The 17,096-nt window shown below is 68.8% G+C and carries 18 protein-coding genes; 11 read left to right on the plus strand and 7 right to left on the minus strand.

Annotated elements, in window-relative coordinates; all coding sequences use genetic code 11:
- Nucleotides 1-12 precede the first annotated feature (12 nt).
- From WMF11_RS05560 to pyrF, 6 genes are read left to right on the plus strand one after another with little or no spacing between them, the layout of a single operon-like run.
- Nucleotides 13-705, plus strand: a complete 693-nt coding sequence (locus tag WMF11_RS05560) for a hypothetical protein (protein WP_437907381.1) — start codon at nt 13-15, stop codon at nt 703-705.
- Nucleotides 695-1,579, plus strand: coding sequence for a hypothetical protein (locus tag WMF11_RS05565; protein ID WP_437976689.1), 885 nt, complete (start codon nt 695-697; stop codon nt 1,577-1,579). Before WMF11_RS05560 ends, WMF11_RS05565 begins: the two co-directional genes overlap by 11 nt.
- Nucleotides 1,576-2,265 carry an SDR family NAD(P)-dependent oxidoreductase gene (locus WMF11_RS05570; protein WP_437976690.1) on the plus strand — a complete coding sequence of 230 codons (690 nt, stop codon included), beginning with the start codon at nt 1,576-1,578 and terminating at the stop codon, nt 2,263-2,265. The genes WMF11_RS05565 and WMF11_RS05570 overlap by 4 nt, the downstream gene beginning before the upstream one ends.
- On the plus strand, nt 2,259-2,867 hold the full coding sequence (locus tag WMF11_RS05575; RefSeq protein ID WP_437976691.1) for a GTP cyclohydrolase II: 609 nt from the start codon (nt 2,259-2,261) through the stop codon (nt 2,865-2,867). Before WMF11_RS05570 ends, WMF11_RS05575 begins: the two co-directional genes overlap by 7 nt.
- Nucleotides 2,864-3,505, plus strand: a complete 642-nt coding sequence (tmk, locus tag WMF11_RS05580) for a dTMP kinase (protein ID WP_437907389.1) — start codon at nt 2,864-2,866, stop codon at nt 3,503-3,505. The genes WMF11_RS05575 and tmk overlap by 4 nt, the downstream gene beginning before the upstream one ends.
- Before the next feature lie 11 nt (nt 3,506-3,516).
- Nucleotides 3,517-4,395, plus strand: coding sequence for an orotidine-5'-phosphate decarboxylase (gene pyrF, locus WMF11_RS05585; RefSeq protein ID WP_437976692.1), 879 nt, complete (start codon nt 3,517-3,519; stop codon nt 4,393-4,395).
- Nucleotides 4,396-4,529: 134 nt separating this feature from the next.
- Here pyrF and WMF11_RS05590 read toward each other — a convergent pair whose 3' ends face one another.
- Nucleotides 4,530-5,486 carry a LysR family transcriptional regulator gene (locus WMF11_RS05590; protein ID WP_437976693.1) on the minus strand — a complete coding sequence of 319 codons (957 nt, stop codon included), beginning with the start codon at nt 5,484-5,486 and terminating at the stop codon, nt 4,530-4,532.
- Between the two features lie 84 nt (nt 5,487-5,570).
- On the opposite strand from WMF11_RS05590, the gene WMF11_RS05595 reads away from it, so the two are divergent.
- Entirely contained in the window at nt 5,571-6,791 is a 1,221-nt protein-coding gene (locus tag WMF11_RS05595) for an FAD-dependent monooxygenase (RefSeq protein WP_437910951.1), read from the plus strand.
- Between the two features lie 182 nt (nt 6,792-6,973).
- On the opposite strand, the gene WMF11_RS05600 is transcribed toward WMF11_RS05595, so the two are convergent.
- Together WMF11_RS05600 and WMF11_RS05605 are read right to left on the minus strand one after the other, a co-directional pair.
- Complete coding sequence (locus tag WMF11_RS05600; RefSeq protein ID WP_437976694.1) at nt 6,974-7,606, minus strand: HupE/UreJ family protein; 633 nt, start codon at nt 7,604-7,606, stop codon at nt 6,974-6,976.
- Nucleotides 7,607-7,622: 16 nt separating this feature from the next.
- Complete coding sequence (locus WMF11_RS05605; protein ID WP_437907394.1) at nt 7,623-8,078, minus strand: DUF6640 family protein; 456 nt, start codon at nt 8,076-8,078, stop codon at nt 7,623-7,625.
- Nucleotides 8,079-8,292: 214 nt separating this feature from the next.
- On the opposite strand from WMF11_RS05605, the gene WMF11_RS05610 reads away from it, so the two are divergent.
- Together WMF11_RS05610 and WMF11_RS05615 are read left to right on the plus strand one after the other, a co-directional pair.
- A complete protein-coding gene (locus WMF11_RS05610) occupies nt 8,293-9,198 on the plus strand; it encodes a LysR substrate-binding domain-containing protein (protein WP_437976695.1) in 906 nt (301 codons plus the stop codon).
- Between the two features lie 126 nt (nt 9,199-9,324).
- Complete coding sequence (locus WMF11_RS05615; protein WP_437976696.1) at nt 9,325-10,215, plus strand: LysR family transcriptional regulator; 891 nt, start codon at nt 9,325-9,327, stop codon at nt 10,213-10,215.
- A gap of 31 nt (nt 10,216-10,246) precedes the next feature.
- Here WMF11_RS05615 and WMF11_RS05620 read toward each other — a convergent pair whose 3' ends face one another.
- Nucleotides 10,247-10,807, minus strand: coding sequence for a hypothetical protein (locus WMF11_RS05620; protein ID WP_437976697.1), 561 nt, complete (start codon nt 10,805-10,807; stop codon nt 10,247-10,249).
- A 200-nt stretch (nt 10,808-11,007) separates the two neighbouring features.
- Nucleotides 11,008-11,967 (minus strand): TetR/AcrR family transcriptional regulator C-terminal domain-containing protein, encoded by a 960-nt coding sequence (locus WMF11_RS05625; RefSeq protein ID WP_437976698.1) that lies wholly within the window; start codon nt 11,965-11,967, stop codon nt 11,008-11,010.
- 205 nt (nt 11,968-12,172) lie between these two features.
- On the opposite strand from WMF11_RS05625, the gene WMF11_RS05630 reads away from it, so the two are divergent.
- Nucleotides 12,173-13,354 carry an FAD-dependent monooxygenase gene (locus tag WMF11_RS05630; RefSeq protein WP_437976699.1) on the plus strand — a complete coding sequence of 394 codons (1,182 nt, stop codon included), beginning with the start codon at nt 12,173-12,175 and terminating at the stop codon, nt 13,352-13,354.
- Here the strand turns inward: WMF11_RS05630 and WMF11_RS05635 are convergent.
- Together WMF11_RS05635 and WMF11_RS05640 are read right to left on the minus strand one after the other, a co-directional pair.
- Complete coding sequence (locus WMF11_RS05635; RefSeq protein WP_437976700.1) at nt 13,308-14,165, minus strand: LytR/AlgR family response regulator transcription factor; 858 nt, start codon at nt 14,163-14,165, stop codon at nt 13,308-13,310. The two genes, WMF11_RS05630 and WMF11_RS05635, sit on opposite strands and share 47 nt — an antisense overlap.
- Nucleotides 14,162-15,205 carry a sensor histidine kinase gene (locus WMF11_RS05640; RefSeq protein ID WP_437976701.1) on the minus strand — a complete coding sequence of 348 codons (1,044 nt, stop codon included), beginning with the start codon at nt 15,203-15,205 and terminating at the stop codon, nt 14,162-14,164. The genes WMF11_RS05635 and WMF11_RS05640 overlap by 4 nt, the downstream gene beginning before the upstream one ends.
- A gap of 287 nt (nt 15,206-15,492) precedes the next feature.
- Here WMF11_RS05640 and WMF11_RS05645 point away from each other — a divergent pair, with 287 nt between their 5' ends.
- Nucleotides 15,493-16,962 (plus strand): cytochrome c peroxidase, encoded by a 1,470-nt coding sequence (locus tag WMF11_RS05645; protein WP_437976702.1) that lies wholly within the window; start codon nt 15,493-15,495, stop codon nt 16,960-16,962.
- Nucleotides 16,963-17,096: the final 134 nt, after the last annotated feature.

The following is a 17,096-nucleotide window of genomic DNA, read 5'->3' on the forward strand; positions in this document are numbered from 1 at the left end:
ATGCCGGGATCGATGTTTGCACACTTCATCTCGAAGATCGGCGCCCGGGAGGACGAGCACCGCGCGCTTCTAGAGCAGCTCGCGAGCCGCGGCGAGGCGCTCCGTCTCCTCGAGAGCTATCTCGCCTGGTCGAGGCGCGAGAGCCGTCCCGCCGGACGATCCCATGCCCACAACAACGGCTTTCTCAAGATCTCTCTGTGGCGCCATCCGGAGACCGGGACATCCATCCGCGTTCATGTCTGGAAGCCCGCCCGACAGCCGTCGACGTCCTCCGTGCACAATCACAGGTGGAATCTCTCCTCCCTCGTGCTGGCCGGCCGGTTGAGCTTCTCCAATTTCGAGCAGGTGCCCGCGGCGGGCGGAGGCTGGTTCGCGCGCGACCTCACCGACGCGGACCTGCGGGGCGTGAAGCAGTGCGCGCAGCTCGCGCGCTGCGATCTGCGCCTCACCTGCGAGTATACCGTGACCCCCGGCGGGACGCACTGGATCGAGCACACCCAGCTCCACCGGACACCGGCGCCGAGCAGCTTCGCGGCGACCCTGGTGCTCACGGGTCCCCCGCGGCGGAGCTTTTCCCGGGTGATCATGCGGCCTGACCCGGAGACAGGGGGATCGTGCGACGGGACCACCTCCGGGCGCACGCTCGAGCCGCGCGAGGTCGAGCGCGCCCTCCTCGAGGTGATCGAGAGGAGCCATGCCGTTTGACAGGCTCTCGAAGCCGCTCCTGCCGGCGCTGCTGGCGGTCGAGTCGGGCGTCGATCTACGGCGCCACGCCTGGTACCGCAGCAACCTGCACGAGCCGGTCCTCCGGTCGATGGCGGTCGAGCGCCCGGGGCGGTGCCGCCGCGATCCGCGGACCGGCGCGCTGATCATCGAGCAGATGACCGTTCAACAGTACTTCGCGAGCCTCGGCGTCGCCGACCTGTTCGATCCCCGGGATCCCGGGTGCCTGGCCTCGATGCAGTACCGCTCGGTGAACGCGCTCGGCTTCTTCGGATACCAGTTCGGCGAAGCGGCCCTCGTGAGCCTCGGTGTCTACCGTCCGCGGCGCGTGCGCGTGGATCACCAAGGGCGCGGGATCGATGTCGATTGCCTCTACTCGGGCGCCGTCCCGGCCAGCTGCTGGGCTGCCGGGCGGCGGGCGGGGCTCCAGCGCGTGGAGGGACAGCTGATCTGGGCGACAGACGTCAACACCTGGGCGGGCACGTTCACGGGACGCCACGGCATCTGGACGTACGAAGACTGCATGTCACCTGCGAGCCAGGAGCTCCTCGTCCGTCAGCTCCTGGAGCGGAACCTCTGCGCGCTCGAGGAGGTACTCGCGGCCGCCGGAGCGACGCTCGATGAGAGCCTGCGCAGGCGGGGCGCGGACCTGTCCGGCGTCCTGGCCGGCGCCCATCTCTGCGGGCCGGCGGCGGTCGCCGAGTACCTGCTCGGCGGCGTCGCCGCCCGGGACGAGCTCGGAACGACCCTCGAGGAGTACGTGGCCCGCTTCGCGGAGCACGAGGTACCTCCGGTGCACCTGCGCGGGCGCACGTCGGGCGACGGGCTGCTCGACGACGAAAGGTGGGTCGTGTGAGCAACGTGCTCGTGACGGGAGGCTCGGGCGGCATTGGCCAGGCTGTCGTGCAGGGGCTCCGCGTCCGGGGGCACCGGGTGGCCGTAGCGGACAGGAACCAGCCGCAGGAGGCGGACTGCTACGTCCAGTGTGATCTGAGCGAGACGGAGGGGGCGGGCTCGCTCATCGCGTCCGTGCGGACCGCCCTCGGATCCATCGACTCGCTGGTCCTGTGCGCCGCGCGCTACGACGCCTCGACTCTCGACGGGTGCACCGTCGACTCGTTCGCCTCCGTGCTCCGGATGAACCTCGTGAGCCCGTTCGCGCTCGTCCGGGCGTGGCTCGATCCATCGGCGGAGGATCCGCGGGGCGTCGTCGTGCTCGTGGGCTCCGCGGCCGGCCACATCGGCAGCCGCGATCCCGGATACTCGGCCTCGAAGGCCGGCATCCTGGGCCTGACGAGGAGCCTGGCCCTCAACCTGACGGGGCGCGGGCCAAGCGTGTTCAGTGTGTCTCCCGGGATCGTCGATACGGCGATGTCCCGCGCACAGCCGGAGGAGCGGAGAGAGATGGCCATCTCGAGAACCATGCTGAAGAGGGCCGCGAGGCCGGAGGAGGTGGCGGCGGCGATCCTCTGGCTCGTCGAGACGCGCCCTCACTACATGAGCGGCGCCGACCTCAACGTGAGCAATGGACTGACATGGTGAACGAGCACGTCATCCTCGACTGCGTGCGGGACGTTCCCATGGAGACGCCGCACGGGCGCTTCCTGTCCGCTGCGATCCGGCTGCGCGACGTGGCTGGGCGCGAGAGCGAGCACCTGTGCCTGTACAGGGGCGTGGGGCCGGGATCCATCTGCCTCTTGCGGCTGAACTCCGCGTGCCTGACCTCCGAGCTCTTCGGTTGCCAGCGCTGTGATTGCATCTGGCAGCTCGCCGAGGCGCTGAGGATGTTCGAGGCCGAGGAGTCGTGCGCGCTGGTGTACACTCCGACGGACGAGGGGCGCGGTCACGGCCTCGTCTCGAAGCTGCGCGCCTATCTCGGGTCCGACGGGACCGCCTCGAGCGGCCTCGAGGGCCGATACCTCGCGACGCGTGACCTGCGGCAATTCCGCAGCCAGGCGTTCGCGGCGCGATGGCTTGGCGTCCGGAGGGCTCGCCTGCTCTCGGACAACGACGCCAAGAGGGGCGCTCTTGTAGAGGAGGGCATCGAGGCGGTGGAGGTCGTCGGGCTGCGGTCACCCGAGCCTCGCCTCGCGGATTTCTATCGCTTCCGGGATCGGTTCCTGTCGGGAGATGCCGGACCATGAGTAACGACCGGCCGGACATGGATGTAGCGAGTGGAAAGCTGATCGCCTTCGAGGGGCTTGACGGGTGCGGCAAGACGACCCAGCTCGGAGCCCTGGAGAGCATGCTGCGCGCGCGGGGCGCCAGCGTGCTCTGTACGCGTCAACCGACGTCCCACTACCGCGAGGACCCGCGGGTCCGTGCCTACCTGGAGCGAGGCGACGGGAGCATCGGGATGGAGGAGTTGTGTATTCTGGCTGCCGAGGATAGGCGGCAGCACCTTGCAACCGTGATCGGCCCGGCCCTGGAGCGCGGCGCCTGGGTGCTATGTGACCGGTATGTATACTCTTCGTATGCGTTCTTTCGCGCGCGGAGGGTCGACCTCGCGTTCGTTCGGCGTGCGAACGAGGGGGTGCGGATCCCCGACCTTACCTTGCTGCTGGATCTCTCCGCGGAGCAGGCCAGGAGCCGCGTACTGTGCCGGGAGGGGAAGATCACGAAATTCGAGGAGCGGAGGATCGAGTTCATGACACTTGTCCGGGAGACGTTCCTCGAGTGCCGGGACGAATCGTTCCTGGTGCTCGACGCCGGTTTGTCGGCGGATGTCCTCTCGGTCAGGATCGCCGAGGAGATCCAGCGCCGGTGGGGCTCGATCCTGTGATAGGGGGGGTCATGGAGAATCAATCCACAGTCGTCTCGTTTGGTGTCAGGCTGGCCAGTCAGGTGCGGCGCCTGGGCAATCCCGTGGTGGTCGGCCTCGATCCAAGCTTGGATCTCATCCCTCCGGCGTTCTTGAGCGGAGGCGGGCCGAGCGCCGCCGTCGAGCGGTTCTGCCTCGCCATCCTCGACGCGGTCGGGGATCTCGTCCCGGTGGTAAAGCTGCAGTCAGCGTATTTCGAGGTGCTGGGGGGGGACGGGGTGCACGCCATGGCGAAGGTGGCCGCCTCCGCGACCGCCCGGGGCCTCCTGGTGATCATCGACGCCAAGCGCGGCGACATCGGGTCGACCTCCGCGGCCTACGCGGAGGCGTACCTGGGCCCGAGAGCCTTCCTCCCGTGCGACGCGATGACGGTGAGCCCCTACCTCGGGTGGGACGCCATCGAGCCCTTCCTCTCCGTGGCTCTTGCGAACCACAAGGGGGTGTTCGTCCTGGCGCAGACGTCGAACCCCGGCGCCCGGGATCTCCAGTTCGCCACCGTGAACGGAAAGCCAGTGTACCAGCTCGTCGCCGAGCATGTAGCGCGCTACGATCAGGCCGAAGAGCCGAGCCTCGGCCTCGTCGTGGGCGCCACCTTCCCCGGGACGGCGGAGGCGCTACGCAGCTCGGGGGCGCGGTCGTGGTTTCTGGTGCCGGGCATCGGTGCCCAGGGGGGCTCCCTCGACACCCTCGTTCGCTTTCGCCGGCCTGATGGGCTCGGCGCGCTGCTGTCGAGCTCGAGGGCACTCACGTTCCCGGATCGGTTCGGCGGCGCGGCGGCTTGGAGCGAAGAGGCGGTCCGGTCGTCGACCCGGCAGCTCATCGACACCGTGGTTGCCCACCGGGCTGCTTGAGGCCCTCCGCTCGGAGGCAGGTCAGGGCAGCAGGCGCTGCAGCGCGCCGGTGATGTCGACCTCCGCACGGGCAAAGCAGCCGCCCAGGCGCGGAGGCGACGCGTGTTGCTCTCGTGACCGCCCGGGAAAACGCCTCAGCGCTCGTTGCGCTTTCGCCCGGCGGCCCTGGGGGAGCGCGCGCGGTCTGCGGCGTGCTGCAGGAGCGGGCTCACCTCTCGCGCGGCCTCGATCAGCGCTCGCACCATGGGCGCGCCGTCGTCCTCCGCGCGCCATGTGACGACTTCGCTCAGATCGATGTGGAGATCTTCGACGGGCCGCCACAGCAACGACGTCTGCGAAGCCAGCTCCCAGAACTTCTCTGAGAGGAAGGTGACCGCGTCGCCGATCACGACCAGGGCCATGAGCGCCTCCAGGTCGAGCACCTCCGCCGTCACGTGCAGCGTCACGCCCTGTGCGCGCGCCGCCGTGATGATGTCCGCGTGGAGCTTCGGATAGAGCTGACGCGGCTGGAGCAGCACGCGCTCGCTCTCGAGATCTCGAAGCCGGATCTTCTTGAGCCGTGCGAGCCGATGCTCAGGGGAGAGCAGCAGCCCCAGTCGATCGCGGGTCATCTCGAGGTGGCCGAGGGCGTCGTCTTCGGGCGCGTAGGCCCCATAGCCGAAGGTGATCGTCCCCTGCCGCAGCGCCGTCCACTGCTCCAGGCTGCTCATGGGGACAAGCTGGAGGCCGACGCGGGGCGTTCGCCGACGAAACGCCGCGACGAGGGACAAGAACAAGCCCATGAAGGTCGTGCCCGTCTCGAAGCCGATGACCACGGTTCCGAGCCTGCCTTCGGCGATTCCCTTGGCTTCGTCGACGGCCGCGTCAACGCTCGCGAGGATGCTCCTGGCTCTCTCCGCGAAGGACTTCCCGGCGGCCGTGAGCTTGATCCCGCGTCCCTCGGGCGCGAAGAGCTCGACGCCCATCTCCTCCTCGAGGTCCTTCATCTGCCGACTCAATGGAGACTGCGAGACGTGGAGCCTGGCGGCGGCTCGGCGGAAGCTCTGCTCCTCGGCGATCGTGACGAAGTAGCGCAGGTGTCGGAGCTCCATGGTCTCGACCGTTACCCTACAGGCATCATAGCCGTGCGATCAATGTCTTGGACGGCTCGGTTCGAGAAACATACCGTGCTCGCCATGAACTCGACGATCCCGACGCGTCCCGCCTCCCGGGTGCTGGTCTCCGGCGCCAGCGTCTCCGGTCTCACCGTCGCCTATTGGCTCGCCCGCCACGGCTTCGCGGTCACGGTGGTCGAGCGTGCGCCGCATCTACGCCCGGGCGGGCACGCGCTCGACGTTCGGGGGCCGGCCCTGGAGGTCGCGGAGCGGATGGGCATCCTCGCCACGCTTCGCGATCGAAGCACGAGGCTGACGGGCATCTCTGTGGTCGACTCGGCCGGTCAGGAGATCTTTCGGAGCACGGAGAGCACCTTGACAGGCGGCCGGCTCGACAGCCCCGACGTCGAGATCTTGCGCGACGACCTGTGTCACGTGCTTCACGAGGCCGTGGGCCCCCGGGTCGAGTACCTCTTCGCCGATTCCATCACGTCGCTGACCCAGGACGAGTCGGGCGTCGACGTCACGTTCCTCAAGGCTGCGCCTCGCCGCTTCGAGCTGGTGGTTGGCGCCGACGGATTGGGTTCGGGGGTGCGGCGGATCGCCTTCGGCCCCGATGAGCAGTTCATCCGCGCCTTCGGCGACCTGTACGTCGCGACGTTCGGCATGCCGAACTTCCTCGGTCTCGAGCGCTGGCAGGTCATGTACCGGCAGCCGGACTCCGTCGGCGCGCTGGTCATGGGCCTGCGGAGGGATGTCCACGCGAGGACCTATCTCGGCTTCAACGCGCCGAAGGGGATCGACCACGACTCCCGCGACATCGACGCACAGAAGCGATTGCTCGCCGACCGCGTCGCAGGCGCAGGCTGGGTCATTCCGCAGATCGTGGAGCATATGCTGCGCGCGACCGACTTCCATTTCTACTCGCTGAGCCAGGTCCGCATGAGCAGCTGGTCACGCGGGCGGATCGTGCTGGTCGGCGATGCTGGCTACGCCGTCTCTCTGGGTACGGGGCAGGCCACCTCGGTCGCGATGGTCGGCGCTTACGTTTTGGCCAGTGAGCTCGCCAGGCACGAGGATGATCTGGTGGGTGGCATCGCCGCGTACGAGGACGCCCTGCGCGCCTATGTGATCCGCAATCAGGACATCGCTTTGGACCAGAACGCAAAGCCTGACGAACCGACCGACGAGGGGCAGACCGCCCCCGCCGGCAGCATCCCGGACTTCGGAGCGCTGACGCTGCCGTTCGATTTCAAGAGCTACGATGGCGGCGACGGCGATGCCCATCCGAAGCGGCGGTAGTCAGGGGCCTGCGATCTTTCTGGACGTCCACCAGGATTCCAGTACGGCGGCCGCCGCGTGGACGATGGGAGAGCGTGCTGGAACATCGGTCGGCTCGCCGAGCGCGGAGAGGAAGCGGGCGATGTTCCGGGGCTCAGTGACCATGGCGACGAGCTTCATCCGTCGCGGCGAGCCGCTTCCAGTCAGATGCCGGTCCCGCGCACCAGAAGGACCATCCCCGTCCCCATCACGGCGGCGCCGGCGTAGCGCAGCCCCCGCGACAGGGACTCTCGACCGGCGGCGAGCTCGCCGAGGACGAGACCGCAGAGATGAAGCACGGTCGTGCTCAGCAGAAAGCCCATGGCATACAGCGCCGGGCTGACCGCATGAGGCATCTCCAGGCCGTGGGCATGTCCGTGAAAGACACCGAACATCGCCACGCATCCGGAGAGCAGGAACGGTGAGGAGCCACGGGTCGTGGTGAGGATGCCGAGACCGAGCGCCGCGACCGACGCCGCGATGCAAAGCTCACCCAGGGGCATGGGCCATCGCGCCATCCCCAGGAGGCCGCCGACCAGCATCGCGGCGACGAACGTGGCGGGGATCCGGAGGAGGTGCTTTCCGCCGAGCTGCGAGCTGACGACACCGACGCTCACCATCGCGAGCAGGTGGTCCGCGCCGAACACCGGATGGAAGAGGCCCTTCAGAAATCCCGCATCGGCGCCGCCCGGGTGCGCCCAGCTCACGGAGGGCCACGAGACGAGCGTGGCGACGAGCAGGGCGCGCGCGCCGGGACATGAAGCCCATCCCATCGTCTTCTGAATCGTGGATTTCATGAAGCGCCTCTCCTCGTCAGGCGTTCGCCACGCGCGCTGCCGTCGATGCAGGATCGCTGTGGAAGAGCTTGTAGGCGAGCGCCGCGAGCAAGAGCTCGGTACCTGCGATGATCACGTTCGGGTAGAGCGGGATGCCCGCCACGACCGGGAGCGGCACGTCGGGGCCCGCGAGCAGGCTGGTCCCCGGGATGAGCCACGTAATGTAGAAGAAGGGCGTCCAGGTGATGACGACGATCCAGGCCGCCACGTTGAACCCGACCTGCGGCTCCATGGACCGCCGCCACACCATCCACAATCCGACGATCGTCACGCCACACAGGATGAGCAGCATGAGGGCGCCATGAAAGCGCGCATGCTCATGCCATGCAGGGTTGAACAGGTGGGTTTTATTCCAGTCCACGCCGACAGCGACGATGGCGCCGCTCGCCAGCGCGAACGTGAGGACGACTCTTCCCAGGGTACTTCGGTTCATGGTGATAGGCTCCTGACCGGCGGGCACGATCGATCCGCTGTGACGAGCCACCCATTCCCCGCACACCGGTGACTCCGTTGGCTATCGGCATTGGCCAGCAGGTGGCGGGCGCGCCGGCCAGGAAGACCATAGCCGCCCATTCACCAGAATAACAATATATTGATCCAATCGATCGATTTGATCTTCTGATTGATTCGTGGTACGGTCGAATGTCGTGGACCTGCGACACCTCCGCTATTTCCTGGCCGTCGCCGAAGAACGCCATTTTGGCCGCGCCGCGCAGCGACTGCACATCGTTCAGCCGGCGCTGAGCATGCAGATTCGGGCGCTCGAAAGCGAGATCGGCGGCGCGCTGTTCGTGCGGACGAGTCGGCGCGTGGAGCTGACCGAAGCCGGCGCATTGCTGGTCGTCGAGGCGCAGCGGGCGGTCGCCCAGGCGGAGCGGGCCAAGGCGATCGTCCAGCAATCGCTGCGCGGCGACATCGGCAAAGTTCGCATCGGTTACGCGGGCAACGCGATCCTCACTGGCAAGATGACGGACCACCTGCGAGCGTTCCGCAAAGCCCATCCTGCCGCGGAGATCGAGCTGCGCGAGATGCCACCTTCGAGGCAGGCGGAGGCCGTGTTGACCGGCGAGGTTGACGTCGGCTACTGCTCGGCGTTCGCCCTCAAGGTAGATCCGCGGTTGAGCGTCCAACCGATCGGCGCCTGGCCGCTGGTGGTCGCGATGGCAGAGGAGCACACGCTCGCGGCGCACAGGCGCGTGACGCCGAAGATGCTCGCCGGAGAGCCGCTCATCATGTTCCCATCGGAAGAGGCCGGTGGCGACGTGCTGAAGAGATTGATCCTCTTGATAGGACGCGAGCCGCGCCGGGTCCACCGCGCCGACACCACCCTGAGCATGCTGTCGTTGGCCGGCGCAGGCCTGGGCGTGGCGCTGGCTCCAAAACCGCTGATTCAGGTGAAGGTTCCCCGCGTCGTCTATCGTCCGTTCGTCGCGCCGAAGAACGTCTTCGCCGAGCTGCACCTGATCGGCCGCGCTGACGAGACCGCCGGCGCTGTACGCGCCTTCGTGAAGCTAGCCTCCGTCTCCTCGGATCGGGCCACCTCACGGTCGTAGGCTCCCTTTCGTCGATGTCGTCATGACCCTCCTGCACCCTCGGCTGGCGATGGGCGGGGCGCTGTCCGCGCCGGCCAGCCTCATGGCGTTCCACCTGGAGGCACACTGGGCTAAGCTCTACCTCTCGTGACCAAGCCGTCAGACCTCGACTGGAACGACCTTCGCTACGCCCTCGCCGCGGTGAGGGCCAAAACGCTGGCTGGCGCGGCGCGCTCGCTGGGCGTCGAGCACTCGACGGTAGGCCGCAGGCTCGTGGCGCTCGAGACGGCGCTGGGCGCCCCGCTGCTCACGCGCGGCCCCGAGGGGCTCTCGCTCACGGCGATAGGCCAGACGGTCGCGCCGCTGCTCGAGCAAATGGAGCAGGCGGCGCTCGCGGTGCAAGCGGCCGTGCGTTCGCAAACCGTCCGGGTCAAGCTGGCCACCCCCTCGGCCTTCGGCCGCTTGCTCGCCCCGCACATCGGCGCCTTCCAGGCCGCCCGCCCCGAAATCGTCCTGGAGATCCTCAGCGGTAGCCGCCCGGCCGACCTCAGAAAGGGAGAGGCCGACGTCGCGCTGCGTTCGGGCACGGTCGACGGCGACGATCTGATCGCCAGGAAGGTCGGCGAGCTGGATTGGTCGCTGTATGCCTCGGAAGCCTACCTGGCGCGGCACCCGGCTTCGGCCGGCTCGTGCGACCTCCGGGGGCACGATCTGCTGGGTTTCGAGGCGGGCGTCAGCAACGCCCCTCTGGCCCGGTGGCTCGAAGAGCGCAGCGAAGGCGCCCGCGTGCTGATGCGGTACCGCGAGGTGAGCGACCTTCTGGCCGCCTGCGTCGCGGGCATGGGCATCGCCATCTTGCCTTGCCTGCTCGCCTCGCTCGAGCCTTCGCTCCGGCGGCTCACGGGCGAGAGCCTCGGGAAGAGCCGGCTCTCGATCGTGTACCGCAAAGAGGCGCCCCTCGCCGAGCCGGTGCGGGCGGTCATCGAGCTCGTCACCGAGGCGTTGCGCGGGCACCTCGGGACCCCAGGGCGCCGCTGACGAGCGGCGCCCTGCCCGGGGCCATTCGGGGTTAAAGGTCCCGCGAACGGTGCCAGAGGGTGCCGTCGGAGCTCACGACGAAGACATCGAGCCTGCCCGGGGCCGAGCTCACGATGATGGGATCGCCGCCGGCGTCGACGGCGAGCGTCGCCCACTCGGTCTGCCCGGGCCACCAGCTGCCCGCGCTCCACTCTTTGTAAAGCAATCGACCGTCAGTGCTCCGGGCGACGACCTCGAGGTGGCCGACGTCCGACGAGACCACCGACGGGGGCCCCGCGAGGTTGCCGCCCATGTCATACCACTCGGTCTGGCTGGGCGACCAACCCGACGCGTCCCAGGCCTTGTTGTACGCGCGACCGTCGGCGCCGCGGCCGACGATGTCGAGGTGGCCGGCGCCCCACGAATCGACGACCGGGGTTTCGGCGAACTGCTTGCCGCCGAGGCCCTGCCAGCCCGTCTGGGAGGGCCACCAGCCAGCCGACGCGTTATATACCTTGTTGTACGTGGGAGGACGGCGCCCTGAACGGGTCGGGGCGGCGCGCGCCCCCGCGAAGGGGCGGGGGGCGCGGGGCCTGCCCTGCTGTCGTTGCAATGCTTTGGTACCCGCCGGCGGACGAACCGTCGATTCGCAATGTGCGCCCAGGCCCGTGCAAAAATGCACGCACCGACACGGGGGTAGTTACTGCCCCCCTCGCCCTGGTGAACGCCTCGGCTGCCGGGTCGAGGCCTCGGCGCTACGCCTTCACGGCGGCGGCCCGCTCGCTCATCGCGCGCTTTGCGCCGCGGGCCCGTTCATTCGCGCGGCCGCAATGTCTTCATGAGGCCGTCGATCATCGGCTGGAGGCCGAACTCGAACACGCGATCGAGGTTGAAATCGTACCCGCCCGAGAGCTCGTCCAGCAGCCTGGCGAAGCTCGGATACGGCCCCGACGTCGCGATCGCCAGGAACGCGGCCCCCTGCGATTCGTGCCACTGCGCTTCGGTCATCCCCGTGGTGGCCTCGGCCTCTCGCTCCGACTCGAGGTTCACGGCGACGCCGCGAACGTAGCTGTAGAGCGTCATGTGCGCCTCGAGCCGGGTCGCCGCGTCGATCCCGGGGGCCTCCATGGCACGCAGGATCCACTCGGCGTGCGCGATCACGTTGCGCAGCGCGACCGGCCGCGCGAGCGGCAGCACGTGCGCGAGCCATCCGTGCCGCCGGTACAGCGCCCACTGCGCGCGGGCCGCGCGGATCAGGGCCTCGCGCAGATCGCGAGGAGGCGATCCAGGCAGCGGGTGCTCGCCGAACACCGCGTCGATCATGAGGAGCACGAGCGCCTCTTTCCCCTCCACGTAACGGTAAAGCGACATCGTCGGCACGCCGAGCTTCGCGGCGACACCGCGCATGGAGAGGGCGTCGAGCCCCTCGTCGTCCGCGAGCCGGATGGCGACCTGCACGATCCGCTCGCGCGTCAAGGCGCCGCCTCGCTCGGACGGGTCACGTGCCGCGCGATCGCCCTCGACCACCACGTGGCCCGAGCGCGGGACCGATCGGATGAGCCCCTCGTGGCGCAGGATCGACAGCGCCTTGGTGGCGGTGGCGAGCGCGACGCCGAAGGAGCGAACGATCTGGCGCGTCGAAGGGACGCGATCGCCCGCACGGAGGCGCCCGGACGCGATGCGCGCGCGCAAGTCGTTCGCGATCTGCAGGTAGGGCGGTCCGTCGGCCGACTTGCGGCGGTTCGTCGACGTGCCGCGCTTCACCGGAGCCATGGTGACTGTACTAGCACAGATGGTCGGTTGAAAGCGCGCGGGATGGTTGCCGGGACGCAGTCCGCGACCGCAGCTGTTCTAGCCTAGAATTTCGGCCAATGCGCCGTTCGCGGGGTGCCGAGCGCCGCCGTCGTCGCCATGCTGGTGCGTACGCCGTACGCGGTCGGTTGCGTACGTCGTACGCAAGCTTCCCCCCGAGGTCCCCATGTCGAATGGCACCGTTCTCGTCTCCGGCGCAGGCATCGCAGGCCCCGCGCTCGCCTACTGGCTCTCGCGTCGCGGGTTCACCCCCACCGTGGTCGAGCGCGCCCCCGCCCTGCGGGCAGGAGGCAACGCCGTGGACTTCCGCGGGCCGACGCACCTGCGCGTCCTCGGCGAGATGGGGGTGCTCGACGCGATTCGACAGCATCAGACCCACATGCGGGATCTCGCGATGGTGGACGAGGCCGGCCGGCGCCTCGTCACGCTCCCCGCGGCGTTCGCGAGCGGCGACGTGGAGATCGAGCGCGGCGACCTCAGCCGCATCCTCCACGAGGCCGCGAAGGACGCGGCCGAGTTCGTGTTCGGCGACAGCATCGCCTCGCTCACCGACACGCCCGACGGCGTCGACGTCACGTTCGAACGCGGCCGGCCGAGGCGCTTCGACCTTGTCGTGGGCGCCGACGGGCTGCACTCCCGCGTGCGCGCGCTCGCGTTCGGCGACGAGTCGAGGTTCCTGCGCTTCCACGGCCATTACGTGGCGACGTTCGCCGCGCCGAACCACCTCGGCCTCGATCACCAGGGCCTCATCTTCAGCGAGCCGGGGCGGGCCGCCAGCGTCGCGAGCGCCCGCCGCCCCGAGGAGGCGACGGCGCTCCTGATGTTCGCCTCCAGGCCGCTCGACCACGATCCGCGCGACGTGGCGCAGCACAAGGCGATCCTCGCCGAGCGGTTCGCGGGGATGGGGTGGGAGGTGCCGCGTCTGCTCGAGGCGATGAGGCAGAGTCCGAGTCTGTATTTCGACGCCGTGGGGTGGATCGACATGGATCGCACTTCGCGGGGTCGCGTCGTGCTCCTGGGCGACGCCGGCTACGGCGGCACCATCGGAGGGCAGGGGACCGGCCTCGCCGTGGTCTGCGCGTATGTGCTCGCGGGTGAGCTCGCCGTTGCGAAGGGAGACCATCGCGCCGCGTTCCAGCGCTACGAAGCGCGGATCCGTCGATATGCCCGGCGCTGCCAGCAGGGGGCGAAGCACGTCGGCTCGTTCTTCGCCCCGCCGACCCGCGTGCAGCTCGCGCTGCGCAACGCGATGTACCGGGCGCTCACCTCGCGCCCGCTCGCCCGCTGGTTCGAGAAGATGGTCACGAGCGCCGCCAGCGACCTCGTGCTCCCCGCGTACCCGGGGTGACCTCCTCGCATTGTCTCGATCGCGTGGGCTCGTTTCCGCGGCGCAACCCAGCGGTGTTTGCGAGCAGCAGGTCGAGCACCTGCTGCGCGCGCTCACGCGCGACCGGCACGTGGACACCGCGACCGTGCGCGGCGAGGCCGTCGCCCACCCAGACGCGGGTCTCGCCCTCCCGCGTGAGCTCCTTGACGTGCGCCACGTTGATCAGCCAGTTGCGATGCACTCGCGCGAAGGACCGCCCGAAGGACGACTCGATCGCCGCGAGCGAGAGGTCGATGTCGAAGGCGCCGTGCAAGGTGTGCACCTGCGTCAAGCGCTCCGCCGCCTCGAACGCCCAGACCTCGTCTCGGTCGAACAGCACGAGACCCTTGTTCCGCCGCGCGGCGATCCGCAGCGGACTCGCGCGCTCCGGCCGCGGGTCGCGCGCCCGCAGCCTCTTCATACATTGCTCGACACGTTGCTCGGTGAAGGGCTTCAGGAGGTAGTCGGAGACGCCGAGATCGTAGGCCTCGAGCGCATGCGTGTGGAACGCGGTCGCGAGCACGAGCAACGGAGCGCCCGGCAGCGCCGCGAGCTCGCGCGCGACGTCGAGACCCTCGTTGCGACCGCCGGAGAGGCGGACGTCGAGGAACACCACATCGAAGGCGCGGCGCCCTTCTCCGAGGAGGAGCTCCCGTGCTTCTCCCGCGGACGACACGGCGCCCGCGACCTGCGCGAGGTTCGAGCCTTCGAGGAGCTCGACGAGGTAGTCGCGCGCCGCCCACTCATCCTCGACGACGAGCGCACGTAGCTTCGCGCCGCTCTCCGTGCTCATGCCGTCGCTCCTCGAGTCATCAGCACCTCGACGACCGCAGCGGTTCCTTCGCTCGACGACGACAGGCGCAGCTGTGATCCGGGGCATCTCAGCTGGAGTCGTCGGCGCACGGTGTGGAGGCCGAGCGCGCCCGAGCGCGGCTCGGTCGCCGGGAGACCGGGCCCGTTGTCCGTCACGGTACATACGAGCTTCGATGACGTGCCGGCCTCATGGAGCGCCGCCCGCACGGTCACCCGCCCGCCGCCCGCGCGGCACAGCGCGCCGTGCTGGACCGCGTTCTCCACCAGGGGTTGCAGCAAGAGCCGCGGCAGCAGCACGCCGCCGACGCCGGCCGGAATGTCCCAGTCGAAGCGCAGGGCGTCACGGTGGCGTGACTCGAGGATCTCCGCATAACGCCTGAGCCACGTGATCTCCTGGTCCAGCGGCTGCATCTCGTCCTCCCCTTGCAGCGAGCCCCGGAGCAGGTCTCCGAGTGACCCGATCAAGCGCCGCGCCTCGCGCGGATCCTGCACGACGAGCCCCGCGATCGTGTTGAGCGTGTTGAGGAGGAAGTGCGGCTCGAGCTGTGAGCGCAAGCGCGCGAGCTCCGCCGAGACCCGGAGTTGCTCCGCCTCGAGGCGGAGCTTCTCCGTCTCGAGCGCGCGGCGCTGGGCTTGCTCGGTCACGTGCGGGGACACGAAGACGAGGCCCCATATGCCGGCGAGCACGAGCCCCATCATGGCGCCGAACCCCGCGACGAGCGGTGGGGAGAGCGGCCCCTTCTCGTCGAGCTCGAAGCCGAGGAGCCCCTCGAAGACGAGCACGAACGCGAGCGCGAACAGGGCCCCGATCACGACGGCCACGAGGAGGCTCACGACCAGCAACCTCGTCGGGCTGAAATGGCGCTCGACGCAGCGCTCGAAGGCGGCGGCGAGGGCGAGCAGCACCACCGGCGCCGCGACCAGCCAGAGCGAGAAGCTGATGACGATGCTCGCGATGTGCTCCTCGCCGCCGAGATCTGGGGCGGTCTGGAGCACCCCGACGCCGATGGCCGAGGCCATGCCGAGGAGCCAACGTCGCCGGGTATGGAGGGTCAGCGGCGCGCGCGGAGCAGAGCCTTCCATGAGGGAAAGCTACCATTCGCGGAGACGGTCCACAACATTCGCCGCTCGCACGACCAAGCGAAGAAGGGCCGCAAACGAGCGCTCACCGGCTCGTGCGCGCGGAGCGACGGTTCGTCGGAACCAGCACCCGGCTCGTCGGAAGTGCACGGCAGAGCCGCGCGCCAGATGGGAGAGCTGAGAAACCCAGCCAGCTCATCAATCCCACTCGCTCAGACGGACGAACCATGACCCAACACACATTCCGCAGAGAGCGCGAGCCGTCCGGCGGCTCGCGTCCAGGCCGGCTCGTGACCCGCCCTTGGCCTTGGGCCGCAGTCGTGCTGATGGCGACGAGCGCCTGTGGCGCGAGCAGCACGAGCAGAGAGGACCTCACGGGAGAGCAGCTCTTCAGCACGCCCTTTCCGCGCTCCAACGGCCGCTCGTGCGCCACCTGCCACGTACCGGAGGACAGCTTCACGCTGACACCCGCCCACGTGACGCGGCTGCTGGAGACGAACCCGGACGACCCGCTGTTCAACGCGATCGACGCCGACGACCCCACGGCCGAAAAGCTCACCTTCGAACACCTCAAAAAGGGCCTCGTCCGTGTGTGGCTCACGTTGCCCGACAACGTGGACCTGATAGACGAGGATGGCAACGTGATCACACCCGGCGATCGCAAGCTCTTCGTGTGGCGCGGGGTGCCCTCCATCGCTGACTCCGCGTTGACCGCGCCTTTTCAACTGGATGGACGCGTGGAGACGCTCGAAGAACAAGCCCAAGGGGCCATCACCGGGCACAGCGAAGGCGGCGAGGCTCCCCGGAGCGAGCTCGAGCGCATCGCCGCGTTCGAGCGCGAAGTCTTCTCCTCGGACCGGGCGCGAAACGTCGCGGAGGTTCTCGCCGGCGGCGGTGCCGCGGAGAGCGCGCCCGACGTGGAGGACGAGCTCGATCTCACTCAGTCGGAGGAGCGGGGACGAGAGGTTTATAAGGCCATCTGCGCGGCGTGCCATGGGGGCGGCAACCAGGCGACCATCGTGGATCGGGAGATTCACGATCTGGCCTTCCCGGTTATCAAGCCCGACGGGACCGTGCTTTATGAAGTGCCAGCTACAGCACCTCCGACCCCGGTGCTCGCCGCTCAACCCGAGAACGAATTTTTGAATATCGGGTCGGCATACGAAACATTCATGGGTCAGCTGGACCCTGATTCGCATGTCTTTACAAGAGATGTGAGCTTTCCACGTTACCGGTATCGGTTCTACACGGACGATTCTCGAAGAGAGATAGCCGCGGACCTGCCTCCGACTCCCCCGCCGGGCTTCGATGACGGTTCGGGCGGCGATGGCGACCCCGCGGGCCTCAATGACGATCTGGACAGCGATGGCAACCCCGTCGCGGGGCCGAACTTCGGGCTACAACTTTTTTCTGCCGATCCGGGTCGCTCCATGGTCACCGGGAGCCCCAACGACTTCGAGGCGTTCGATGTGCCAACATTGCGTGGAATAGGGAAGACTGCCCCCTACTTCCACGACAACGCCGCGGACACCCTGGAGAGGGTTGTCGAGGTCTACAGCGACCACCTGCTCTCCAGATTCCCATCCCTCACCCTGCCTGGGGAGAAGGAGCCGGACGATGATGGGGATATCGGCCCTCCGGAAGCGTTGACCGCCGATCAGAAGAGCGACCTGGTGGCCTTTCTGAAGCGGCTGTGAGAGCGCGGCGACGCGCCGGCATCGCCGCGGGCGCTCGCCGGCGGGCGGGTCGCGGCGGGGATGAAGTCCCGCGCGTGGCCGGCGCGCGAGGAGATGATGGGCGTGGTGCGCGTGGCGCTGGGCGACGTCACGGA

Source organism: Sorangium sp. So ce295 (assembly GCF_051527405.1).
GTDB lineage: Bacteria > Myxococcota_A > Polyangia > Polyangiales > Polyangiaceae > Sorangium > Sorangium cellulosum_B.